Here is a 2,004-nt window from a genome sequence, read left to right as displayed (position 1 = left end):
GTTCGTCCGTATTTGCTTTAGGTTTGTGTAGCAGGGCAGTGATATGACCATTTATTTGTTACTTTCTTAGTGAGGTCAAAAGTATGAATACATCCGTACTTTATTTGCAGGATCTTGTGAATGCTGGTGGCCCAGAGCCTGATCAGTACCCAGCATTAAAACAAGCTTTGGTTGATTTTAATCAGGCAAAGAGCCGAGGAGAATTTAATTACTATGGGCCAGACTATAAAGAAGACTTGATGGGCAAGGCGCTAAGTTTCGATACTATGCAAGGCTTGGCGTATCGAAAACCCAATGGCTATGCTGGCGACTTTGAATTATTAGAACGTATTTACGGTCACTTTCTTACACCCAAGACAGACTTAAGGAACTGGGATCAGTTCTGGAATAGTCAGGCTTTTGTTTCGGCCTTTCAACATAGCCAGCGCTACTTCGTTGACGTAATGGCTGCTGCGGAACAGCATCAGCAAGGTATGAATGTCCTAAATATCGCTTCAGGTTCTTCCCGCTCTATCGCGGATTACTTGGGGCAGTATAAAAGCGACTCGTCTTTTTTATGCATGGATCAGTCCTGGAAGGCTTTAGATTACGCTAGTATCCTGTGTCGTAAGTATAGTGATCAGGTTGGCTTTGCACATGGCGGAGTCCAAGATATTGAAAGCGATGAAAAGTATGACCTGATTTGGTCAGAAGGGTTATTTGATTACTTGAACGATGCCTCGTTTAAGCTAACCTTGGAAAAGCTAATGAGCCATACGCGAAAGGGAAGTGAAATCGTCATTGCTAATTTGAGCACTAATAACGCTAGCCAGCCCTATATGGACTTCCTTGACTGGCATGTAAACCCCAGAAGTGAAGCGCATATGACATACTTGGCGACCTGTTGCGGCCTTAAACGCTCTCAAATGCATGTTGTTCAAGACCCGGCAAAAGTGAATATGTATCTACATATTGCTCTATAAAGGCTATACTCTGCGCTAAATTTAAACTGTTCGGCAGCGGACAGTTCCCTTTTTGGGAATCTGAAGCTAACTAGCGTTCAGTGATTTTCCCAATTATTAGTTCTTAGTGCGGACACATGACAAAAAAGACCAGTAAAGCCACGCAAGATCCTCATAAGGATCGCGAAGCGCAGAAATACGAAAATCCTATTCCCAGTCGAGAGTTTATTCTTTCTCATCTGGATGCGCGCAACGCTCCGGCCACTCATCCTGAACTAGTTGAAGAGCTGTCATTGAAAGATGATGATTCAATTGAAGCTCTTCGTCGGCGTCTTATTGCTATGTCGCGAGACGGCCAACTAGTGCGTAACCGGGGTGATCGATATCTACCGGTTTCTCGCGTTAACTTGCTTAAAGGTGTGGTCATAGGTCACCGTGATGGTTTTGGCTTTGTAAAGCTTGATGAAGGCGGTGATGACCTTTACTTATCGGCTCGTCAGATGCAGATGGTGTTTGATGGCGATCGGGTGCTAGTACGCGCAGATAGGGAAGATCATCGTGGTAAACGTCATGCGGTTATTGTGGATGTCCTGGAACGAAATACCGAACAATTGGTTGGACGTTTATATCGTGAAGGCAACATCGTATTTGTCGAAGTTGAAAATAACCGCATTACCCAACAGGTTCTAATTGACTCTGATCATACGGCTGAAGCCAAGCATGGCCAATATGTCGTGGTTAAGATATTGCAACATCCGACTAAACGCACGCACGCGACCGGTCAGGTAATTGAAGTATTAGGAGACCACATGGCTCCTGGTATGGAAATCGAAGTAGCGATTCGTTCCTATAATATTCCTTTTGAGTGGCCGCCTGAAGTTCAACAAACTGTCGATACACTCAAATCAGAAGTTCTCGATAGTGACAAAGCCGGGCGTATTGATATCAGGCATTTGCCCCTTGTTACGATTGATGGCGAAGATGCGCGAGACTTTGACGATGCTGTGTATTGTCAACGAAATGGAAGCGGCTGGAAGCTCTATGTTGCGATCGCTGATGTTAG

Annotated in this window: 2 protein-coding genes; both read left to right on the top strand. The window is 44.7% G+C overall.

Annotated features, from left to right (window positions below; translation table 11 throughout):
* The first annotated feature begins 83 nt into the window (after positions 1 to 83).
* Positions 84 to 962, top strand: a complete 879-nt coding sequence (locus A3761_RS20350; RefSeq protein ID WP_068511324.1) for a class I SAM-dependent methyltransferase — start codon at positions 84 to 86, stop codon at positions 960 to 962.
* 116 nt (positions 963 to 1,078) lie between these two features.
* On the top strand, positions 1,079 to 2,004 hold a 926-nt coding region (locus A3761_RS20345), incomplete at its 3' end, for an RNB domain-containing ribonuclease (RefSeq protein WP_156491988.1).

Source organism: Oleiphilus sp. HI0123, from assembly GCF_001635315.1.
This window is presented reverse-complemented; position numbering and strand designations above follow the sequence as displayed.

Coding starts and splice junctions, on each gene's coding strand:
- A3761_RS20350 (WP_068511324.1), top strand. CDS start 84: ATGAATACATCCGTACTTTATTTGCAGGATCTTGTGAATGCTGGTGGC.